Source organism: Alphaproteobacteria bacterium, assembly GCA_024244705.1.
GTDB lineage: Bacteria > Pseudomonadota > Alphaproteobacteria > JAAEOK01 > JAAEOK01 > JAAEOK01.
Window position 1 is genome coordinate 23,878 of sequence record JAAEOK010000115.1, and the last position, 19,829, is coordinate 43,706.

The 19,829-nt window shown below is 65.4% G+C and carries 18 protein-coding genes; 8 read left to right on the forward strand and 10 right to left on the reverse strand.

Annotated elements, in window-relative coordinates; translation table 11 throughout:
• Positions 1-73: 73 nt before the first annotated feature.
• Complete coding sequence (locus GY791_21185) at positions 74-1,786, reverse strand: tetratricopeptide repeat protein (GenBank protein MCP4330910.1); 1,713 nt, start codon at positions 1,784-1,786, stop codon at positions 74-76.
• Entirely contained in the window at positions 1,783-3,939 is a 2,157-nt protein-coding gene (locus tag GY791_21190) for a tetratricopeptide repeat protein (protein MCP4330911.1), read from the reverse strand. The genes GY791_21185 and GY791_21190 overlap by 4 nt, the downstream gene beginning before the upstream one ends.
• A gap of 310 nt (positions 3,940-4,249) precedes the next feature.
• On the opposite strand from GY791_21190, the gene GY791_21195 reads away from it, so the two are divergent.
• Both GY791_21195 and GY791_21200 read left to right on the forward strand, forming a co-directional pair.
• Positions 4,250-5,647 carry a hypothetical protein gene (locus GY791_21195; GenBank protein MCP4330912.1) on the forward strand — a complete coding sequence of 466 codons (1,398 nt, stop codon included), beginning with the start codon at positions 4,250-4,252 and terminating at the stop codon, positions 5,645-5,647.
• Positions 5,648-5,837: 190 nt separating this feature from the next.
• Positions 5,838-6,611 (forward strand): hypothetical protein, encoded by a 774-nt coding sequence (locus GY791_21200; GenBank protein MCP4330913.1) that lies wholly within the window; start codon positions 5,838-5,840, stop codon positions 6,609-6,611.
• A 19-nt stretch (positions 6,612-6,630) separates the two neighbouring features.
• Here GY791_21200 and GY791_21205 read toward each other — a convergent pair whose 3' ends face one another.
• From GY791_21205 to GY791_21220, 4 genes are read right to left on the reverse strand one after another with little or no spacing between them, the layout of a single operon-like run.
• On the reverse strand, positions 6,631-8,691 hold the full coding sequence (locus GY791_21205) for a hypothetical protein (protein MCP4330914.1): 2,061 nt from the start codon (positions 8,689-8,691) through the stop codon (positions 6,631-6,633).
• A 29-nt stretch (positions 8,692-8,720) separates the two neighbouring features.
• The gene (locus tag GY791_21210; protein ID MCP4330915.1) at positions 8,721-11,447 is read right to left on the reverse strand and encodes a DUF4159 domain-containing protein; all 2,727 of its coding nucleotides are present in this window, start codon (positions 11,445-11,447) and stop codon (positions 8,721-8,723) included.
• A 5-nt stretch (positions 11,448-11,452) separates the two neighbouring features.
• Positions 11,453-12,334: a DUF58 domain-containing protein gene (locus GY791_21215; GenBank protein ID MCP4330916.1), complete on the reverse strand. Its 882-nt coding sequence runs from the start codon at positions 12,332-12,334 to the stop codon at positions 11,453-11,455.
• 19 nt (positions 12,335-12,353) lie between these two features.
• Positions 12,354-13,283, reverse strand: a complete 930-nt coding sequence (locus GY791_21220; protein MCP4330917.1) for a MoxR family ATPase — start codon at positions 13,281-13,283, stop codon at positions 12,354-12,356.
• A 122-nt stretch (positions 13,284-13,405) separates the two neighbouring features.
• Between GY791_21220 and GY791_21225 the strand changes: the two genes are divergently transcribed.
• The 5 genes from GY791_21225 to GY791_21245 are packed head-to-tail and all read left to right on the forward strand — an operon-like array spanning position 13,406 to position 16,843.
• Positions 13,406-13,978, forward strand: coding sequence for a DUF1285 domain-containing protein (locus GY791_21225; GenBank protein ID MCP4330918.1), 573 nt, complete (start codon positions 13,406-13,408; stop codon positions 13,976-13,978).
• A 38-nt stretch (positions 13,979-14,016) separates the two neighbouring features.
• Positions 14,017-14,604 carry a CoA pyrophosphatase gene (locus tag GY791_21230; GenBank protein ID MCP4330919.1) on the forward strand — a complete coding sequence of 196 codons (588 nt, stop codon included), beginning with the start codon at positions 14,017-14,019 and terminating at the stop codon, positions 14,602-14,604.
• Positions 14,601-14,870 carry a hypothetical protein gene (locus GY791_21235; protein ID MCP4330920.1) on the forward strand — a complete coding sequence of 90 codons (270 nt, stop codon included), beginning with the start codon at positions 14,601-14,603 and terminating at the stop codon, positions 14,868-14,870. The genes GY791_21230 and GY791_21235 overlap by 4 nt, the downstream gene beginning before the upstream one ends.
• 52 nt (positions 14,871-14,922) lie before the next feature.
• Positions 14,923-16,164, forward strand: a complete 1,242-nt coding sequence (locus tag GY791_21240; GenBank protein ID MCP4330921.1) for a CCA tRNA nucleotidyltransferase — start codon at positions 14,923-14,925, stop codon at positions 16,162-16,164.
• 28 nt (positions 16,165-16,192) lie between these two features.
• The gene (locus GY791_21245; GenBank protein MCP4330922.1) at positions 16,193-16,843 is read left to right on the forward strand and encodes a lipase; all 651 of its coding nucleotides are present in this window, start codon (positions 16,193-16,195) and stop codon (positions 16,841-16,843) included.
• Here the strand turns inward: GY791_21245 and GY791_21250 are convergent.
• From GY791_21250 to GY791_21265, 4 genes are all read right to left on the reverse strand, one after another.
• Positions 16,840-17,079 (reverse strand): hypothetical protein, encoded by a 240-nt coding sequence (locus tag GY791_21250; GenBank protein ID MCP4330923.1) that lies wholly within the window; start codon positions 17,077-17,079, stop codon positions 16,840-16,842. The two genes, GY791_21245 and GY791_21250, sit on opposite strands and share 4 nt — an antisense overlap.
• Before the next feature lie 25 nt (positions 17,080-17,104).
• On the reverse strand, positions 17,105-17,647 hold the full coding sequence (locus GY791_21255) for a hypothetical protein (protein ID MCP4330924.1): 543 nt from the start codon (positions 17,645-17,647) through the stop codon (positions 17,105-17,107).
• 97 nt (positions 17,648-17,744) lie between these two features.
• Positions 17,745-18,602, reverse strand: a complete 858-nt coding sequence (hemF, locus tag GY791_21260; protein MCP4330925.1) for an oxygen-dependent coproporphyrinogen oxidase — start codon at positions 18,600-18,602, stop codon at positions 17,745-17,747.
• Complete coding sequence (locus GY791_21265) at positions 18,599-19,105, reverse strand: tRNA (cytidine(34)-2'-O)-methyltransferase (GenBank protein MCP4330926.1); 507 nt, start codon at positions 19,103-19,105, stop codon at positions 18,599-18,601. Before GY791_21265 ends, hemF begins: the two co-directional genes overlap by 4 nt.
• Positions 19,106-19,263: 158 nt before the next feature.
• Between GY791_21265 and petA the strand changes: the two genes are divergently transcribed.
• The gene (gene petA, locus GY791_21270; protein MCP4330927.1) at positions 19,264-19,821 is read left to right on the forward strand and encodes a ubiquinol-cytochrome c reductase iron-sulfur subunit; all 558 of its coding nucleotides are present in this window, start codon (positions 19,264-19,266) and stop codon (positions 19,819-19,821) included.
• Positions 19,822-19,829 lie beyond the last annotated feature (8 nt).

Here is a 19,829-nt window from a genome sequence, read left to right on the forward strand (position 1 = left end):
CAAGGGCGAAACCCTGGTTCCGGTCAAGGGCGAAACCCTGGTTCCGGTCGACCTTATGGTGTCCGCGATGCGATCACCGGTCGATGAGATCGCCGAACGCCGTTCTAAGCGGATCGATATGGGCAGTGTAATGCCGCCAGCGCCCGACCGAGCGCGCATAGATCGGCTGCCGCGCCTGCCAGAAGCTGGCGGTCCGTATCTCGCGTTCCTGTTTGTAATAGTCGAGGCATCGCGGATCCCAGTCGAGGCCGCAGAATTCGATGAGGCGCCGGCTTACCCCCTCCTGATCGGCGATCAGGTCTTCGTAGACCAGATCGTGGATCGGCACCGGCAAGACCTCGCGCCAATGGGCCATCAGGTCATGGTAGGCGCGATAATAGACGCCGAGCGCGGCGAGATCGTAGGCGTAGGCGTGCTCGCGCTTGAACAGCTGGAAATAACACGACAACGCATTGTCCAGCGGATGGCGGCGGCAATGGACGATTCGCGCGTGCGGGAAAAGCAGCGCGATGAGGCCGAGCCAGCGGAAATTGTCCGGCATCTTGTCGGTCACGCGCTTGGCGCCATCGAGGTCGCCGAGGTGATCGAGATAGGCGCCGGCGAGCTCAGCCACATCCTTCGAGCCGAGGCCGGCGACACCCTCGGGATAGGCGGCATCGGTCTTGGCGAGCTCCGGTAGACGATCGGCGATATGGCTGACGATGCTGAGTTCGCCGGCGCCGCGCACGTCGGCGTGACTGGCGATGATTTGCTCGACCAGGGTGGTCCCGGACCGCGGCATGCCAACGATGAAGACCGGCACTGTGCTGGGGTCACCCAGGGCGCGACGCTGGGCGAAGAAATCGGCGGTGAAAACCACGCGGCTTCGAGCCACTAGATCCTCGATTTCCGCGAGGTCGTAAGGTGTTTCGCTGTATTTCAATTGGTTCCCGCTTTCGAAATGGGTAAACGCCCGGTCGAAATCGTCGCGATCGTCATAAGCCTTGCCGAGGGCGAAATGAATGGCGATGCGGTCCTTGGGTGAAAGTTCGGTGTGGTCGAGCAGCCGCTGAAGGCTGAGGGCGAATGGATCGTCGGCGCCGATTCGGCCCATCGACAGCAAGTAATGCAGGGCTTCGACCGTATCCGGTGCGATCTCCAGCGCGCGTCGAAAGCATGCCTCGGCGGCATCGAAGTCGCCCTGTACCTGCCGGCACTCGCCGAGGCCGATCTGCGCCGCGGCCAGTCCGCCGTCGAGGTCGATTGCGCGGACAAAGGCCACCGCCGCGTCTTGGGATTTGCCGATTTCCAATAGCGCGCGGCCGAGATTGACATGGGCGGCGGCAAAATTGGGGTCGGCCGCAATCGCTTGCCGAAAGGTGTCGATGGCGTCGGCCACCCGTTCGCTATCGAACAGGGCGTTGCCGAGGTTGTTGTGGATCACCGCATTGTCGGGCGTCAGCGCCGCCGCCTTCCGGTAGGCTTCGATGGCCTCGTCGAGGCGATCGGTATCGACCAGGATGTTGCCCAGATTGAAATGGAAGCCGGCGAATTCGGGCCGGATTTCGATTGCCCGCCGGATGGCGGCGATTGCTTCCTCCGCGTCGCCCTGTTCGAAGCGCAGCAAGCCGAGGAAATGCAAGGCGTCGGGATGGTCCGGCACCGCCGCCAAGACATCCCGGCAGAGATTTTCCGCCTCCCCATGCCGCCCCGATTGGTGCAACGCGACCGCATCCTGGAGGCGCGTGCGTGCGTCCTCCTGATCCCGCTCCGAGAAAGCCGGCCGCGGCTCTTGTGGCTGTGTCACGCCACGCTGCCGGTGGGTGTCGCGGCCGGGCGATCGGGCGTGCCGCCATCGTCGAGCGCGTGCCGCAACTGTGCCAGATGCTTTTCATAGTTGCGCCAGCGCCCGATCGACGAACGATAGACCGGTTGACGGACCTGCCACAGGCTGGCCGTCTTGACCGGCCGTCCGCCGCTGTGGAAATCGAGGCAGGCATCGTCCCAGGGCAATCCGACAAACTCGATCAGCCGCCGCGACTGGGCTTCCGGATCGGCAACCAAATCCTCGTACTGCAGGTCGAGGACCGGAAGCGGCAGCACTTTGCGCCAATGAGCCATGACGCGCTCATAGTGCCGATAGTAGGTGGCGATCTTTTCAAGATCGTAGGAGAACCGGACGCCGACACCGAAATTGTGTAGGTAGCAGCTGAGCGCCGTGTCCATCGGGTCGCGGCGGCAGTGGACGACCCGCGCCCGAGGCAGCATCAGGGCGATCAAACCGAGATGGGTGAAATTGTTCGGCATCTTGTCGACGACGCGCCGCTTGCCCGGAGCCGCGCTGCCAAGGACGTCGAGGTAACGCGCGCCGGCGGAAGCCAACGTTTCACCGTCGAGATCGGCGACGGAAAGCGGATAGGGCTTGGCGCCTTCGAACCCGCCGGCGATTTCGCCGATTGTCGAAAGCTCGCCGGCGCCGGCCGCGTCGGCATGGGCGGCCACGATTTGTTCGACCAGGGTGGTGCCGGAACGGGGCATGCCGACGACGAAGACCGGCAACTCGCTGTCGATACCGGAACTCGGGGCGGCATCGAATAGCGCCGAAGTGAAGACGTCGCAGGTGGCATCGATGAAGCGCCCGAAAAGCGCGATATCGAACGGAACGTCCCGGTCTCGTATGGCATTGCCGGCGCGGAAGTGCGCGAACGCGGCATCGTAGTCTCCTGCGCCATCATGAATGTGGCCGAGGGCGAAATGCAGTTCCGCGCGGTCGTCGCGCCGCAAGTCTTCCTCGCCGACGAGGGCTTGCATACGTTCGCGCACCTCGTCCGATACCGGCCTGCCCCGGTCCGCCGCCAGCGCGCTATAGGGTCCGGTTTGCCGGGGGTCGATCTCGATGGCGCGGCCGAGGTAGGGCACCGCCGCCGCGAACTCCCCCGACCGCTGCAGCATGACGCCCATTTGACAATGTGCCTCGGCGTTGTCCGGCTCGCGGCGGAGCGCCTCCTCGAGGTGCGCCTTGGCTTCCGGCAGGCGGTCGCACTCGCGCAGCGCGGCGCCGAGGCGAACCCGGGCGATGATCGATTCCGGATCCAGGCGGTGCGCATCCTCGAATCGCCGGCGCGCTTCGTCGAAATGGCCGAGGCGGAGACCGACCTCGCCGAGATCGAGCAGCAGCGGCATCACCGCAGGCCGTTGTGCATGGGCGGCCGCGAGGAATTGCTTGGCCTCTTCGAACTTGCCACTTCGCAATGCCGCACGGCCGCGGCCCAACAGCGCCTCGAACAGATCGGGATGTCGGGCCAGGATGGCGTCGTAGGCCTCGATCGCAATCGGATGGGCGCCGGATCCGAGATGGTGTGCCGCCAGCGCGACCTGGGCGGCGAGGAAATCCGGTTGCAGCGTCAGGGCGGTCTCGATGTGGTGCAGCGCGGCCTCGCCTTGATCCATTTCGGACAACAAATCGGCCAGGTTCAGGTGTGCTTCCGCGTCGCGCGGGGCCAGGGCGACGGCCTGCCGGAAGGACTCGATAGCGTCATCGCGACGGCCGAGCTCGGCCAGCGCGTTGCCGCGGCTGAACAAGCTGTCTGGCAGATTGGCGTCGCGGGTCAAGGCGCGGTCGAAGGACGCGACCGCGGCCGCCGGGTTGCCGTCGGCGGCTTCGATTTCGCCCATGATGTGATGGAGGAAGGGATTGCCGTTGTCGACGTCCAGCGCCACGGACAAGTGGCCGCGAGCCTCGGCGGATCGTCCCCGCTGATGAGCCAGGATGGCGCAATTCATCAGCGCGTCGACATTGCGCGGTGCGGCCGAAAGGGCGCGCCGCAACACCGTTTCGGCATCATCGAGTCGGCCCGACTGCAAGTGGTGTTGCGCCTGGATCAGCATCGACGACACCGAGTCGGGGGCTGCGGGCCCGCTTTCCCCGTTTCGATCCGGCGTTTTGCGGCGATTCGCCATGCATTTCCTCTAAGTCGCTGTTATGCGTAGAATTTCAGGCCACATCCTGCCAACATTTCGCCGCCCTGCCAACACCGTACCGGCGGCGGCCGCCCGCGACTGTTGCACAAATGTCACGAAAGAAAAAAGATTACGGATACAATGAACTACGGTGCTTGACCGTACTCACCCCATGAAGCAAAAGAGATCGTCTCGGTCTGCCTCCCGGAACCGGGATGAGTTTTATAACCTGAGCGTTTGGAGAGGAGGTTCCATGTCTAACGCGCGTTTTAGGACCGCACTGCTAGGGTCTGGCGCAGCTGTCGCATTGATGGCCGCATCGGTTCCGGCATCGGCCGACGAAATAGACGAACTGCGGGGCCAGATCGAGGCCATGCAGTCGAAGCTCGTGACCTTGGAGGAAAGCCAGGAAGCGGCGAAACAAGAGCAGCAGTACGTTGCCGCGCCCGCGAATGCGGTCGTCGGCGGCGACAAGCCCGGCTCGTTCCGTCTTCCCGGTTCGAACACCTCGGTCGCGATCGGCGGTTACGCCAAACTCGACTTGATCTACGACATCAACAACTACCAGGGCAATTCGTTCAGCTTTGGTGGCATTCCGTTGAATGCGCCGCCGAACAGCGCCCGGACGGAAGCGGACGGCAATTTCCGTTTGCACGCCCGTCAGTCGAGGTTGTGGGTCAAGACGTGGACTCCCACCGATTGGGGCGAGTTCGCAACCCATATCGAAGGCGACTTCGAGGGTGCCGGCGGGAACGAGGTGTTCTCGAACTCTTCGAGCTTCCGTCTGCGTCATGCCTATGGTCAATTGGGGAATGTCCTGGCCGGTCAGACCTGGACGAACTTCAGCACGCCGTTCGAGTGGCCGGGCACCATCGACTTCTTCGGCACCATCGGCACCAGCTTCGTGCGTCAGGCCCAGTTGCGCTACACCGCGCCGCTCGGCAACGGCATGAGCTTGGCGGTCGCCATCGAGAACCCGGAGAACGACGGCCTGCTGTGTAACGCCGGCCTCGGCGGGTGTACGGCAGCAGTCCGCACCGGTACCGCGGGGACCAACGCCACCGCGACGGCCGCCGGTGTTTCCGGCAGCCGTTCGACGGATGCAGCACCCGATCTCACGGCCCGCTTCCAGTGGGGCGCGAATTGGGGCACGGTCGCCGTTGCGGCGGTCGGTCGCTACTTCCGCGTCCTCGAAGGCAGCGCGATCGCTGCAATGACGCCCACGTCGACCTCCTATTCGGGTGCCGACGACACCGCGTTCGGTTGGGGTGCCAACGTCGCCGCCGTGTTCAATCTGCCTTGGGGCAATGACAGCGTCGGCGTCCAGGGCATCTACGGTGACGGTCTTGGCCGTTACGGCATCTGGGGCGGCCCGGCTTATATCGCTAGCAACGCCGGTCCCAATGCCGCCGCGCCCAATATCCAGACAGTCGAGACCTGGGGCGCCAATGCTTGGATCGAGCATTGGTGGACCAGCAGCTTGTTCTCGGTTCTGGCAGGCGGTTATGCCAGCTTCAACTACCCGACCGGGTTTGCTCAAGGCTTCACCGACCACATCGTCTCGGGTCACGTGAACTTGCAGTGGAAACCGGTTAGCCGGGCGACGATTGGCATCGAAGGGTCCTACGGTCATCGCGAGACGACCGCGGGTCTCCAGGGTGATGCCACCCGCGTCCAGGTCGGCTTCCAGTGGGGCTTCTCGACCTAAATCAACGAACTATCAGCCGGCATCGCCGGCACCGATACTGGGCCGGTCCCCGCGGGGACCGGCCTTTTTCTTGGCCGCGGCAAGGGCCACGATGATCCTTGCGGCGCCCGTCCGAATGGGTAAAGTCGAGCCCGCGCCGGCGCAGTCGTTGGCACCACGCGCTGCCTGTTGACCCCTGCCAGGTTCGGAGATGATTTTCTTGCACCACGGCGACGACGCGGCCGATCGCGTCGACCGCATCGTCAAGGCCGCCGGCGGCGATGCCTATGTCGGCGATCCGAGCCGCGATCTGCCCGCCTATATCGACGAGGTGGCCGACTGGCTGGCGACCGCCGGGCGGCCGCGTATCATCGTCGTCAATCCGGCGCGCGCGACCACCAACGACCACCGTCAGGCGCTGCGCGCCCTGCGCAGAATGGCGAAATTCAAGGGCGTCGACGTCCATCTCGTCGGCGGCGAGGAGGTCACCCCGATCGCCGATCATGTCATCGCCGGCGACGATGACAGCCCCGATATCTCACCGGCCGCCGATGCCGCCCGGCTGCTTCACGACGAGGTGCTGGAGCCGTTCCGGCGCACGGTGATGGACATCCCCGATTGGCGGGAGGTCGCCGCCGCTTCCGGCTGCAGCGAAGACGAGGCGCGCGCCAAGGTGCGCTGGATGGAAGGTTTGGAGGTGTGGGTCAACAACCTTTATCAGGTCAACGTCGAAGAAATGGGCGATGGCCGGGTCACGCATCTCATCATCCGCCGCCTCGACCGCCAGCCGATCCACAGCTGGCCCCATTTCCAGGCCATCAAGAACGAGATCCTGGGGCCGGAATGCGAGGCGGTCGAACTCTATCCGCCGGAAAGCCATCTGGTCGACGAAAAGGACCACTATCATCTGTGGGGATTCCGTCGCGCCGAGGACAGCTTCGGGGTCGGATTCCGCACCGGGCGCCAGGTCCGCGAGGGGGATTGACGCGTCTCGCCGACGGGCGCTATGCCCCTTCGCGCCGCCACGCCAGCATCAGCCCGCCGATGGCGAGGATCAACACGAGGATCCCCGGCAGCAGGGACGTCAGGGTCAAACCGGTGACGATGAAATCGCCGTTGCGGCGCAACCCGATCCATGACCGGCCGGTTATCGCGGCCTGACCGACATAGTCCTGGCCGCCGCGCACCTGGCGCAATTCCGGCAGGCCGCTCTCGGCCAGCCACAGCACCCCGCCGCCGCTCTGCTCCGCCAGCGGGCGCAGAATCTCGTCGCTGGCGCGCACGTCCTTGTGCTCGGTCATTTCGATATCGCCGGCGGCGGCGATGGCCGTCAGTTCACCGTCGCTGAGGCGGTAGATGCCCGCCTGATCGACCTCGAGCGTGCCGAGTTGCAGGCCGCCGTCCGGGGTCTCCGCGAGGTCCACGATCTCGGTATCGCCATTCGGCAACGTCACCGTGACCGGTCGGTCGGTGGGAACCAGTCGAAGGCGTGCGATTTCGAGGGTGCCGCCGCGGAGCGTCGCGGTCAGCCGGTTCTCCTCGAGTTCGGGCTCGCCCATCAGCCAATGTGCCAGCCGCCGCACCAGTTCGGCTTGCGGCCCGCCGCCGTCATAGCCGCGCGCCCATAACCAGATATGGTCGCTCAGCAACAGCGCCAGGCGCCCTTCTTCGACGCGGTCGAGGATCAGCAACGGCTTGTCGTCGGGGCCGGTCATGAGCGTGCTGCCGCCGATCTGATCGGCATCGACATAGCGGTACCAATGCCCCCACGGGTCCTGTTCCGCCGGCACCAGGCCCGCCGTGACCGGATGCCGTCGGCCGGTTTCGGTGATCGCCGGCCGGTACGGATCGGTGCGCACCGACCCCGAAGCCAACGCCGGCAGGATATCGCCGAGCGGGGTATTGCCGAGGCTGAGCGGGCCGGCGAAAGTCGGCCCGACCGCGGCCAGCAAGGCGCCGCCGTTGCGGACATATTCGACGATATTGTCGACATAGCGTTGCGGCATCACGCCGCGCCGCCGGTAGCGGTCGAAGATCACCAGGTCGAACTCTTCGAGCTTGATCTCGAACAGCTCGCGAACCGGAAAGCTGATCAGCGATAGTTCGCGGACCGGCGTGCCGTCCTGCTTTTCGGGCGGCCGGAGGATGGTGAAATGTACCAGGTCGACCGCCGGGTCCGCCTTTAGAAGGTTGCGCCAGGCGCGCTCGCCGGCGTGTGGCTCGCCCGATACAAGCAGCACCCGCAGCCGGTCGCGGACGCCATTGACGACGATCCCGGCGCGGTTGTTAGCGAGCGTCAACTCGGCCGGACCCGGTTCGACCTCGACCTCGATCACCGAAGGCCCGGCGCGCTCGAGGGTGAAATCGACGTCGACGCTTTGCCCCACCGGCACCACGAAGGAGCCGCCCGGTTCGCCGTCCTGCGAAACGTCGAGTCTGACCATGCCGGCGTCGGCGCCGTTGAGATCGTCGATTCGGACCCGCAACGCCAGCTTGCGGTCGATCAGCCCGTAGCTCGGCGCCTGCTCGACGATGATCTGGCGATCGCTCTCGCCGCGTACGCCGGTCAACAGGACATGGACCGGTCCGGGGATGCGATCCCAGGCGTCATCGGGTGGCATATCGTGAATTTGGCCGTCGGTGATCAGGACCACGGCCGCGGCCCGTGCCTTCGGAATTTCCGCCAGCCCGCTTCGCATCGCCTCGAACAGCCGGGTGCCGACGTCGGTTGCCGATACGCCGGCGAGGTTGGGCTTGGTATGGACGACGTGGAGGTCGATATCGGTAAGACCGGCCACCGAATCGCGGACATGGCGCAACGCGTCGTCGCGCTGGCGTTGGCGATCGCCGATGTCCTGGCTTGGCGACTGATCGGCAACCACCAAGAGAGCGTCGGGCTGCAGGTCGCGCTGCTCGACGGTCAGCGTCGGATCGGCCAATGCCGCCCACAGCACCGCGGCGGCGAGGGCCCAAGCGGTGGCGCCGCGCGCGCGCCGGAACAGCGCGAAACCGACCAGAACCAGCGCCGCCACGCCAAGCCCGGCCAAAACCGGCCATGGGATCATCGGCGTGAATACGATGTCGGCGCCGCCGATCACAATCCCAGCCTTTCCATGATCGCCGGGACGTGAACTTGATCCGCTTTGTAGTTACCGGTTAAGGCGTACATCACCAGATTGACGCCGAAGCGAAAGGCGATTTCGCGCTGGCGCTCGCCGTCCGGGACGACGGCGAAACGCGGCCGGCCGGTTTCGTCTATGGCCCATGCGCTGGCCCAGTCGTGGCCGCCGACGATGACCGACGAAACGCCGTCGTTGACTTTGGGCTCTTCCTCGACCCACAGCGTCCCCCCGCGCCAACGGCCGGGAAACTCCGACAGCAGGTAGAACGCGCGGGTGAGGACGTGCTCTTCCGGCACCGGGACCAGGGGTGGGATATCGAGGCCGCGCACCAGTTGCCGCAATTGTCGCGTCACGCTGCGGTCGTTGCGTCCGCCAGGTGCCCGGTCGCGGGTGTCGAACAGGATCATGCCGCCATTACGGATATAGGTGTTGAGGCCGGCTACCGCTTCGTCGGAGGGCGTCTTCTGCCCGCCGACAATCGGCCAATACAACATCGGGTAGACCGACAGGTCGTCGGTCTCGATATCGACCGCGATCGGCTCCTCGGGCTCGACCGAGGTGCGGCGGCTCAGGATCGCGTTCAACCCGCGCAAGCCGTCGCGGCTGATGTCATCGACCTGCGGTATGCCGGTCAGCACATAGCCGAGGTGGATGCCGAGGCTGGCCCGCTTGGCGGTGTTCGCGGGCGAAAACGGGTCATCGAAATCCTGCGCCGATGCCGGCGGCGGAACCAGCATGAGGAGGCCGGCCAAACCCGCCGCAACGGCAGCCCCGCGCCGCGCTACCAGTCCGCGGAGGGCGAGGCTGATACAGAGATCGATGAGCAGCAGGACCAACGCCGCGGTGAGCAGCCAGGGCCGGGTGTCGGCTTCGCTGGTTTCGCCGTAGCTGTCGTGGACCGCGCCCGGCGGCGGCGATGAAAGCAACTGGAAATCATCGATGCCCGGCGACAGATTGAGCGCCCGGCGCAATCCCTCGCCGCCATAGAAGCCGGGCGGCGTCGCCGCGGTGGCCGCCGCCTCGGGCCAGTCGGCGCCGGCGATCGGCCTCGCGGTACCCGGCGCCGAACCGAGCCTGCCGAACCCGTCGAGGGTTTCAATCGGCGACATCGTGGTTGTTGGCTCGCGATCGGTCATGCCGTCGCTGAGCTCGGTCAAGCGACGCAGCATGTCGACGAACAGTCCCGACAACGCCAGGTTGGACCAATCGGAGTTGGCCGTCGTGTGGACCAGCACCAGCCATCCCTCGCCACGCCGGTCGGCGGTGATCAAGGGGGTGCCGTCGGTCAGCCGCACCCAGGTCTTGTCGATCAGATCGACCGAGGGCTCGGCCAGTATCTGGCGATGGACCTCGACATCGTCGGGAATGGCGAGATTCGAGAATGGACCGAATTCGTCGAACGGCGCCAATGTTGCCGGTTTCTCCCATGACATGGCGCCGCCGAGCGAGCGGTCGCCGCGGCGCAATCGTACCGGCACCAACTCGTCCGATCCTTCGCTCAGACGCGGGCCGGAAAAGCGGACCAAGACACCGCCACGGGCGATCCAGGATTCGAGCGCATCGACTTCCGGCGAGGTCAGGGTGCCGACATCGGCCAGCGCGAGAACCGCCAGTTCGTCTTCGATGAGGTCACCGATTTGTCCGCGCCGGATATCGCTGAAGGGTTCGAGGGCGCGTTCGAGGTAGTAGAGGTCGCTGAGCAAGGGCTGAGCCTGCTCGAGCGCGCGGCCCGAGACCAGGCCAACGGGCCGCCGCCGCCATCTATCGTCGAGCAGAACGACGGCGCCGGCGCTCGGCGCGTTTTCGACCGTCAGGCGGGTGATCCGATTTCGCCTCTCGGCGGGCAACGGAAGATCGATCTCGGCACTCACTGCATCGGTCGCGAAGTGGCCTTGGTGGCGGGTCACCACGTCCCCGTTTTCATCGCTGGCGCGGATCCAGAACGGGCGTTCGGCGCTGGCCGCGGGACGCCGAACCAATGCGGTCAATCGGGCGCCGGTCATGGTCGGTGGCCGCAGCAGGAGAGGTTGATTCCGCGCCGGATCGGTGACCATCCGCAGGCTTCCCAACCGCTGCAATTGAACGGCCAACTCTTCACTCGCCGGAGACGCGAGGCCATCGGCAAGCCACACCACATTGACCGCGCCCTCGATTTCCGCGTCCGCGATGGCCGACAGGGCGGCGCGCCGATCGACGGGCCACGGCGACGGCGCCAATGCATGCGCCCGCTCCACGGCTTCCACCGGCGGCATTGGGCGCAACGCGGGGATCTCGTCGCCGGTGGCCGAAGGCGCGGTGGGAACCAAAATGACGCTGCGCGCTTCGCGCTCGGCGCGGGCGATCAGGTCGTCCATCATTTCCAGCCGGGCACCCCAATGGGGCGCCGCCGCCCAGCCGTTATCGACCACCAGCATGAGCGGTCCGCTGCCGGTGAAGCCGCGATCGGGATTTATCACCGGTCGTGCCAAGGCGATCACCACAAGGGCGACCAGAAACATGCGCAGCAGGAGCAGCCAAAGCGGCGTTCGCGCCGGGGTCTCTTCGGTCTCGCGAAGTCCGAACAGGAAGCGAACGGCGGGGAAGGCAATTCGACGCGGCGCGGGCGGCGTCGTTCGCAGCAGCCACCAGATCACCGGCAGCACCAGCAGCGCGGTCAAATAGAGCGGGGCGGCAAAGCCGATGGCGCCGAGTTCCAGCACGGTGCCTACCCGCCGGGTCGCACGGACAGGGCCGCATAGAGCGTCAGCAATGCGGCCTCCGGGCTGTGGTCGGTGAAATGGCGCGACAGTGTCCAGCCCATGGACTGAACGATTCGCGTCAAACCGTTGACGTGTTGCTCGAGCGCGCCACGGTAGTCCTGGCGCAGGGCCTGGCTGCGGCGGATGAGAATGTCGCCTTCTTCCTCGAATCCCTCGAACCGAATGCGGCCGGAAAACGGGAAGTCGCGCTCCGCCGGATCGAGAACCTGGACAACGTGCCCGTTGACGCCGGTTTCACCGAATTGGCGCAGCGTGTCTTCTATTTTCGGTAACGGGGTCAGGAAATCGCCGATAAGGACGATCTGGCCGTACCGCGGCAAGGGACGAAACGGCGGCAGGCTCGGCGTCGCCGACGGCGGGCGGGAGAGCAGCGCGGCGAGGCGATGGAGCGCGATCGTTCCGGTCGTCGGCGCCATGGTGCTGTCGACCAGGGCGATCCGCTCGCCGCCGCGAATCAGCAGCGCCGCCAGTGCCAGTGCAAGCAACGCCGCGCGCTCCGCCTTGGTTGACGATATATCGCGCGAGCCGAAATCCATCGACCGCGATCGATCGGCCCACAACCACACCGTTTGAGCGGCCTCCCATTCGGTTTCGCGAATATAGACGGGATCGGATTTTCCGGATTGGCGCCAGTCGATGCGTTGCGCCGAATCGCCGAATTCGTAGCGCCGAAACTGCCAAAAGGTCTCGCCCTGGCCGACGCGGCGGCGGCCATGGACCCCTTGCGCCACGGTGGTGGCGACACGCTCCGCCGCGACCAATAGGGGCGGTAACGTCGCCGCCAGCTGTTCGGCGCGGTGTTGCAGGCCTGATGCGGTCGCGGTCATGGCGGAACGGGGTTGACGTTCAAGCGATGCCGGAGACGAGACGCTGGATCACGTCTTCGACGGTATGGCCGTCGGCACGGGCGACGAAAGACAGCGCCATGCGGTGGCGCAAGACCGGTCCCGCCAATGCGGCGACATCATCGATCGATGGCGCCAACCGTCCATGAAGGAGGGCGCGCGCGCGAACCGCGAGCATCAACGCCTGGCTGGCGCGCGGTCCCGGTCCCCAGGCGATATGGTCGCGGACGTCTTCGATATCCGTCGATTCGACGCGGCCGCGCCGCACCAGGTCGACGATTGCATCGACGACGCTGTCGCCGACCGGTATGCGCCGGATCAGCTCTTGCGCGGCCTTGATGTCATCGGCATCCATGACCTGCGTCAGTTCCTCGCTCGCCGTGCCGGTGGTGACGATGAGCATGTGCCGCTCGGCGTCGCGGTCCGGATAGCCGACGTCGATTTGCATTAGAAACCGGTCGAGCTGGGCTTCGGGCAGCGGATAGGTTCCTTCGTGCTCGAGTGGATTGAGCGTGGCCAGGACGTGGAAGGGCGACGGCAATTCGTGGGTGTGGCCGGCGACCGTAACGCGGTGCTCCTGCATCGCCTGCAGCAGCGCGGATTGGGTGCGCGGGCTGGCGCGATTGATTTCGTCAGCCATAAGCAGTTGGCAGAACACCGGTCCCTTGATGAAGCGGAACGAGCGGCGGCCGGTCTCGGACTCCTCCAAGACCTCGGAGCCGAGGATATCGGCCGGCATCAGGTCCGGCGTGCATTGCACGCGGCGGTCGTCGAGTCCGAGCACGGTGCCAAGGGTCTCGACCAACCGGGTCTTGGCCAGTCCGGGGACGCCGATCACCAGCGCGTGGCCCCCCGAGAGCAAGGAGATGAGGGTGTGCTCGATAACATCGTCCTGACCGAATATCACCCGGCCGATACGCTCCTTGACCATGGCCAGACGGTCGCCGAGCGTCTCGACCTCGGCGACGAGGCGGTCCGGGTTCTCGGTTTCGCTTGCGACTTCGCTGATACTCAAGACTGTTTCTCCCCGGCAAATGGCCTAAAATCAATTCTATGGGCGCCACGACTAATAGACGCAAGAGGCTCGCAGATCGGGGAACCGCGGGCAAGAACGAAGGCTGGCCGACCGCACCCGATGCGGCGGGCGGTGATTTCGACATTCACATCGCGCGCGACGGCACCTGGTTCCATCAGGGAACGCGAATCCGTCGGCAGCGTTTGGTGAAGTTGTTCGCGACCGTGCTGCATCTCGATGAAAATGGACAATATTGGCTAAAAACTCCGGTCGAGCAGGGCCGTATCTTGGTCGACGACGCGCCGTTCACCGCCGTTGAACTGACGGTCGAGGGAGACGGGGCGTCGCAGGTGCTGAGTTTCCGAACCAATGTTGACGACATTGTGACCGCGGGACCGGCGAATCCGATCCGCGTCGCCGAAGATGTCGAAACCGGCGAGCCGTCACCCTACGTCTTGGTGCGCGGCAGCCTCGAGGCGCTGATTACCCGTCCCGTCTTCTATCAGATGGTCGAGTTGGCGGTGGAAGTCGAGCGCGGCGGTCGCAGCGTTCTCGGCGTGTGGAGCCAGGGCGCATTTTTCGAACTTGGCACGACGGAGCCGTCGGCGTGAATGTGGCCGAGATTAGGGCACGTTTCGGCAATCTCAACATGGGCCAAACGCCGGTCATACGGCAGGGCACCCAAACGCGCTTGCGGGGCGACCACGACCTCAATCCGGGCATGGACGTCAGGCCTCCGTTCAAGAATGCCGCGGTCCTGGTTCCGGTCGTCGACCGCCCGACCGGGCCGACCATATTGCTGACCCAGCGGACCGATAATTTGCCCGACCATCCCGGACAGATCAGCTTCCCCGGCGGAAGTATCGAGGCACGGGATGCGGATGCCGCGGCCGCCGCCTTGCGGGAAACCGACGAGGAGATCGGCGTGCCGGGCGAGCGGGTCGAGCTGATTGGCCGCCTCGACGATTACGCAGTCCGCACCGGGTTTCTGGTCAGTCCATTCGTCGGCATCGTCAAGCCGCCGTTGAGCCTGCGGCCGGATCCGGTCGAGGTTGCCGAGGTATTTGAAGTGCCGCTCGAATTTGTGCTTGATAGCGCCAACCACACGCGCGCGAAGCGCATGTTCCAGGGCGCGGAACGGCATTTTTATGTGCTTCCCTTCGAGCGCCGCTATATCTGGGGTGCGACGGCGGGCATGTTGGTCAATCTGTACGAGGTTCTGGTGGCGCCACGATGAGAATTTTCCTGCAAACCGCAATCCCGCTGCTTTTGCCGTTCGCGCTCTATTTCGGCTATCTCTATCTCGCGCGATTGGGCCGCGGACGATCCGGTGAGGGCCTTGTGCCGTCCTCTATCCCGTGGACCTGGCTGCTCGTCATTGGCGTCGTTCTGGCCGCCGTGTCGTTGGGCGCGATGGCCCTCGTCGGCAGCGGCGCGCCCGGCGACCCCTACGTGGCTCCGCGTATGGAAGACGGCAAGATCGTGCCCGGCAGGTTTGAGTGATCCGAAAATACCGCAGACCGTCACCGTGCCGAAACTGACGCCGCAACCGTGGATGACGGCACCCGAGACCGTAACCGTCGTCGACGCTCTGACCCAAGACGGTGCGACGGTGCGTTTCGTCGGCGGCTGTGTCCGCGACGCGGTGGCGGGGCGGCCGGTCGGCGATATCGACATCGCCACGCCGGACCCGCCGGAAACCGTTGTCGCGCTGCTCGAGGCCGCCGGTCTTCGCGCCCTCCCGACCGGCCTCGCCCATGGCACCGTCACGGCGCTCAGTGGCGACCGCCACTACGAGATCACCACCCTTAGAATCGACCTCGAGACCGACGGCCGGCGCGCCGTCGTCGCCTTTACCGATGACTGGACCGCCGACGCGGCACGGCGCGATTTGACCATAAACGCGATCTCGGCGGATCGCGATGGTAGGCTGCACGATCCATTCGACGGCATCGCCGATCTCAAGGCTGGCCGCGTTCGCTTTGTCGGCGCGGCGGAGGAAAGAATCCGTGAGGACGTGCTGCGCCTGCTGCGTTTCTTCCGATTCTACGCCCATTACGGCGTTCCGCCGCCCGACCCCGACGGCCTCGCGGCCTGCCGCGCCCTGGCGCCGCTGGTGCCGAATTTATCGGGCGAACGGGTGCAGGCCGAGCTGTTCAAGCTGCTCGCCGCGGATTCCGCCGCCGAGGTGATGGCGCTCATCGCCGAGGAGGGTGTCTTGACCCATGTCCTGCCCGAGGCGGTCGACGTCGCGCGGCTACGTGGCCTGATTGCGGTGGAAGCCGCGTTGGCGATCGACGGCAGGCAAATACGCCGCCTTGCCGCTGTGCTGACGACCAGCCCGGCGGGTATCGATGACGTCGCCGAGCGGTTGCGCCTGTCCGGCGCGGACCGCGCCTATTTACATGAGGTGGCGGCGGCGTCGGATGGCTTTGCGCCGGTCGCCGAGGAGCGCGCGCGCCGGCACTGGTTCTATTGGCACGGCGCGCAACTCTATCGGGAGTTGCTGCTGCTCGATGCGGCGCGGCAGGGCGGCATATGGCCCGGGCTCACCGAGCAACTGGCGGAGGCCGCGGCATGGTCGCGGCCGTCATTCCCGCTGAACGGGGACGATGTGCTGGCGCTAGGCGTTGTCGCCGGCCCCGAGGTCGGCGTCCTGCTGCGGACGATCGAATCGTGGTGGGTCGGGGAAGATTTTGGCCCCGACCGCGCGGCCTGTCTGGCGCGTCTGTTGGCCGAATATCGGGCCGGCGGCGGGAGTGTCTTGCATCGGCCGGTCAACCGGGGCACAACCTAAAGACGACCTCGAGGGAGCCTGGGGAACCGTGACCGCACTCCGCATATGTTTCGTCGGCGACAGCATCATCAACGGCACCGCCGACATCGACTATCTCGGCTGGGCGGGACGCGCCTGCGCGGCGGAACGGGCGCGCAAGCATGACGTGACCCTGTACAATCTCGGCATCCGCGCCGAGACGACGGCCCAGATCCTCCCTCGGTGGCGGCAGGAATGTGCGCCCCGGCTTCCCGACCATAGCCGCGGCGCACTCGTTTTTTCCTTTGGTGTCAATGATATGGCCGAGCAAGACGGGTCGATTCGTTGCCCGCTGCGGGAGTCCGTCGCCAACGCTCGGGAGATGATCGCCGCCGCGCGACAGTGGAAGCCGGTGCTGTGGGTCGGCCCGACACCGGTCGACGAGGCGCAGCAGCCGTTCCGCCCGGCCCCCGACATAAGCTACAGCTTTCACAATGGCCGTACGGCGGAACTGACCGAGGTGTATGCGGATGTGGCGCGGGAACTCGAGGTGCCGTTCCTCGACCTGTTCACCGCGTTGGTTGGCGAACCTCTCTATCTTGGCTCGCTCAAGGCCGGGGACGGTGTCCATCCCACGGCGGCGGGATATTCCGTGATCGCCGAACGGGTCGACCAGTGGCCGGCGTGGCGGGCCTGGTTCGACGCCGAGGCCAATTCCTAAGTCCCGTCCCCGTCTATCGTCACGCGGCGGGTTTTGAGATCGATCCGACCGCTGACCGCTTGATCTTCCTGGGTTTCGACAACGATCTCGGGTTTGACATCCGGGGTCGCCGGCGTCGGTTCCAGTACGGTGCCAACGATCGGCGCCGTCACCGCTACAACCTTAGGTTCCACGTCGTCCGCAGCGGCGGCGTGGACCGGTTCGACGTTGGTCTTTTTCTTCTTGCGCCAAAACATAGCGGTCGCCCGAATTGCCGTTGAGTCAGTTTCCCTGCTTGATCAGCTTGGCTTTCACGCTTCTCACCGGCTGGCCGTCCCGGATCGACGTAAACACGAGGTCCATGCCGCCCGCGCTAACCGTCCGCGCATAACTGGCTAGGCTATAGACGCCGTCGTCTTCGATCACGAAAGTATAGGTCGACAACGTCTGACCCTCGATGCGCGCCCATGACAGCGGTGTGCCGTCGAACGGTGTGACACTCCTCTTTTCGACAAAGATATTCGGCTTGTCGGTGGGCTGGAAGCTGATCTCCGTCGTACGCTTGACGATTTCGGGATTGTTGGGATCCCCGCCCTTGCGCAGAACGGTCGTCCAGGCGACGCGAAAACCGCTGCTCGCGGGCTCGATGACGACGTCGAGATCGCGCGCCGTGACGTCGAAGAACAGGCTGTCGGGGCTTTCCGCGACGCCACCGCCGCTGTAATGGCCGTAGAAGGCTTTGATCGACAGATTCTGTGCCCCCGCACCAGTCGTCCAGGCGGTCAACGACGCAGCAAGGATTATCGCGGTTGCCAAAATTCGCATGTCAATCTCCCCTTTCCGACCACACGGCGACGGCCGACGGCAACTGGGCGTCCGGCCGCCCTTGAATAAGCGGGACTGGCGCTCCGAGGTCAAGACTCTACGGCCATTTGGCCAGCGGCGGCAGCGACATCAAAATGGCCTCGACATTGCCGCCGGTCATCAGGCCGAAGCGGGTGCCGCGATCGTAGATCAGGTTGAACTCGACATAGCGGCCGCGGCGAGCGAGTTGGTGTTCGCGCTCGTCTTCGGTCCAGCTTTCGTTCATATGGCGGGCGACGATTTTCGGATAGACCTCGAGGAAGGCGCGGCCGACGGCTTGGGTGAAGGCGAAATCGGCCCCCCAATCGCCGCTGTCCAGATAATCGTAGAAAATGCCGCCGACGCCTCGCGGCTCGCCGCGGTGTTCGAGGAAGAAGTACTCGTCGCACCACTTCTTGTAGCGCGCGTAGTAGTCATCGCCGTGGGCGTCGCAGGCGGTTCGCAACGCGGCATGGAACGCCGCGGTATCGGCGTCATCGGGGACCATCGGCGTCAGATCGGCGCCGCCGCCGAACCACGACTTCGAGGTGACGACGTGGCGGGTGTTCATATGGACCGCGGGGACACGGGGTGACTGCATGTGGGCGACCAGTGAAATGCCGCTCGCCCAGAACCGGGGGTCACTGTCGGCGCCGGGGATTTCCTTGCGGAATTTTTCCGAAAACTCGCCATACACGGTCGACACATTGACGCCGACCTTTTCGAATACCCGCCCGTGCATGACCGACATCACCCCACCCCCGCCTTCCGGGCGCTGCCACGGCGTGCGCGTAAAGCGGCCCGGCGGGCGGTCCGCGTGGACCCTGACCAGGGCGTCCTCGAGGTCCTCGAACGCGACGCAGATGCGGTCGCGCAATTCCTCGAACCAGGCGGTGGCGCGGCCCTGACGGGCTCTTTCCGCGGAGGCCTCGCTCATCTCTCGCCCGCCCGGGTCCAGCGGGTCTGCCGCAATCCTTCCCCGAGGACCATGGCCGCCGCGGTGACGACATTGAGCGATCGCACGCCGTCCGCCATCGGGATGGCGAGGCGGGCGTCGGCGCGATCGTGAACCTCATCGGGAAGGCCGGCCGATTCCCGACCGACCAGAATCACGTCGTCGGGCCGGTAGGCGAAGTCGGCGTAACTTTGCTCGGCCCTGGTCGACAAGACCACCAACCGGGGCGCCGCCGCGGTCGCCAGCCACTCGGCGAAAGTCGTCCACGAATCGTGCCGGCGCAGATCAAGCTGGTGGCGGTAGTCCATGCTGGTCCGCCGCAGCCGCTTGTCGTCGAGTACGAAGCCGCAGGGCTCGATGATGTCGAGCCCGATACCGAGGCACGCGGACAACCGCATCATGGCGCCGGTGTTCTGCGGGATGTCGGGTTGATAGAGCGCGAGACGCAAATTCTTGCGCCCATCCGGAAAAGTGCGGATTTTCATCGAGCCGGACTTTGCAAGGGACGGAATTTGCATTATACCACCACGCCACAAGGGGATACGTGGCATCGCGCTGCACAATTGGCTGTGCAGTCGGGCCCGCTCCACGCTAAACTTGTATCGCAAGTCGCTTCAGGCGGAAACAAAGGACGAGGACGATCATGGCGGAATCGGCAGGGAACGCGACCGCCGCCGGCCACGGCGAAGGGGAGAGCAGACGCGATTTTCTGTTGTTGGCGACCGCGGGATTCGGTGTCGTCGGGACGGCGATCGCGATTTGGCCGTTCATCGACAGCATGAACCCGGCCGCCGATACCTTGGCGTTGTCGACCACCGAGGTCGACCTTTCGCCGATCGAAGTCGGCCAGTCGATTACCGTCAAATGGCGCGGCAAGCCGGTTTTCGTTCGCCACCGCACCGAAGAGGAGATTGCGGAGGCGGAAAATACGCCGATGGTCGAATTGATCGACCCGCAGGAAGACAGCGCCCGCGTCGAGCAGCCGCCTTGGCTGATCATGGTCGGCGTCTGCACCCACCTCGGCTGTATTCCGCTCGGGCAGCGCGCCGGCGATCCGAAGGGTGAGTTCGGCGGCTGGTTCTGCCCCTGCCACGGTTCGCATTACGACACCTCGGGCCGCATTCGCAAGGGCCCTGCGCCGAGCAATCTGGAAGTGCCGACCTATGAATTCGTCAACGAAACGACGGTCAAGATCGGCTGAGGGGAGGG

What these genes read in the sequence shown, in the direction of transcription:
- GY791_21190 (MCP4330911.1), bottom strand. Translation starts at nt 3,939, where the DNA reads ATGGCGAATCGCCGCAAAACGCCGGATCGAAACGGGGAAAGCGGGCCC.
- GY791_21195 (MCP4330912.1), top strand. Translation starts at nt 4,250, where the DNA reads ATGGCCGCATCGGTTCCGGCATCGGCCGACGAAATAGACGAACTGCGG.
- GY791_21200 (MCP4330913.1), top strand. Translation starts at nt 5,838, where the DNA reads ATGATTTTCTTGCACCACGGCGACGACGCGGCCGATCGCGTCGACCGC.
- GY791_21205 (MCP4330914.1), bottom strand. Translation starts at nt 8,691, where the DNA reads ATGATCCCATGGCCGGTTTTGGCCGGGCTTGGCGTGGCGGCGCTGGTT.
- GY791_21215 (MCP4330916.1), bottom strand. Translation starts at nt 12,334, where the DNA reads ATGACCGCGACCGCATCAGGCCTGCAACACCGCGCCGAACAGCTGGCG.
- GY791_21220 (MCP4330917.1), bottom strand. Translation starts at nt 13,283, where the DNA reads ATGGTCAAGGAGCGTATCGGCCGGGTGATATTCGGTCAGGACGATGTT.
- GY791_21225 (MCP4330918.1), top strand. Translation starts at nt 13,406, where the DNA reads ATGGGCGCCACGACTAATAGACGCAAGAGGCTCGCAGATCGGGGAACC.
- GY791_21230 (MCP4330919.1), top strand. Translation starts at nt 14,017, where the DNA reads ATGGGCCAAACGCCGGTCATACGGCAGGGCACCCAAACGCGCTTGCGG.
- GY791_21235 (MCP4330920.1), top strand. Translation starts at nt 14,601, where the DNA reads ATGAGAATTTTCCTGCAAACCGCAATCCCGCTGCTTTTGCCGTTCGCG.
- GY791_21240 (MCP4330921.1), top strand. Translation starts at nt 14,923, where the DNA reads ATGACGGCACCCGAGACCGTAACCGTCGTCGACGCTCTGACCCAAGAC.
- GY791_21250 (MCP4330923.1), bottom strand. Translation starts at nt 17,079, where the DNA reads ATGTTTTGGCGCAAGAAGAAAAAGACCAACGTCGAACCGGTCCACGCC.
- GY791_21255 (MCP4330924.1), bottom strand. Translation starts at nt 17,647, where the DNA reads ATGCGAATTTTGGCAACCGCGATAATCCTTGCTGCGTCGTTGACCGCC.
- hemF (MCP4330925.1), bottom strand. Translation starts at nt 18,602, where the DNA reads ATGAGCGAGGCCTCCGCGGAAAGAGCCCGTCAGGGCCGCGCCACCGCC.
- GY791_21265 (MCP4330926.1), bottom strand. Translation starts at nt 19,105, where the DNA reads ATGAAAATCCGCACTTTTCCGGATGGGCGCAAGAATTTGCGTCTCGCG.
- petA (MCP4330927.1), top strand. Translation starts at nt 19,264, where the DNA reads ATGGCGGAATCGGCAGGGAACGCGACCGCCGCCGGCCACGGCGAAGGG.